This window comes from Maribacter sp. 4U21, assembly GCF_002742365.1.
Taxonomy (GTDB): domain Bacteria; phylum Bacteroidota; class Bacteroidia; order Flavobacteriales; family Flavobacteriaceae; genus Maribacter.
Map to the genome: position 1 here is coordinate 1 of NZ_MDGN01000011.1, position 457 is coordinate 457.

Genomic DNA, 457 nt, shown 5'->3' on the forward strand with positions numbered 1-457 from the left:
CCTTGTTGGCCTGTGCAAGGCCAACAAGGTGATGCACCTATCGGCCATCGCATACAACCTGAAAAAGTACCTGAAATTCGAACGAAAACGGGTAAAAAGCGAGGCGGGACAGCTTGCTTTGAAGGCATTGGCCAAAAGTGTGCTCCAAAACCTGTTTCAAGCTTCCGTGACGCATCGGAATTTGGACTTCCGTTTCTGAGCCGACAAGAAAAAAGCCCCTTAAAGGGACTTGTATTCAATCTGTATTTTGAAAATCACAAGCTTGTGCAACGGTTACTATTGTTGTAAAACGTACTTTTATACTTCGATTGATATATTTACCTTTCCGCCAAGACCTTTTTCTACAATGTCGAATAAGGTTTTCAAGGTCAGATTACTTCCGTTATTTTCCACACGAGAAATGTATGTTCGCTTTTTGTCAATCATTTCGCCAAGTTGTTTTTGGGTCAGATTTTTT

2 protein-coding genes are annotated in these 457 nt (G+C 41.4%); one reads left to right on the forward strand and one right to left on the reverse strand.

The annotated features are described in order from the left end of the window. The coding region (locus BFP77_RS17085) for a hypothetical protein (RefSeq protein ID WP_218963443.1) at positions 1 to 199 on the forward strand (199 nt) is incomplete at its 5' end. Between the two features lie 98 nt (positions 200 to 297). On the opposite strand, the gene BFP77_RS02320 is transcribed toward BFP77_RS17085, so the two are convergent. Then, positions 298 to 457, reverse strand: a 160-nt coding sequence (locus BFP77_RS02320) for a helix-turn-helix domain-containing protein (RefSeq protein WP_143751810.1), incomplete at its 5' end; no start/stop codon positions are given.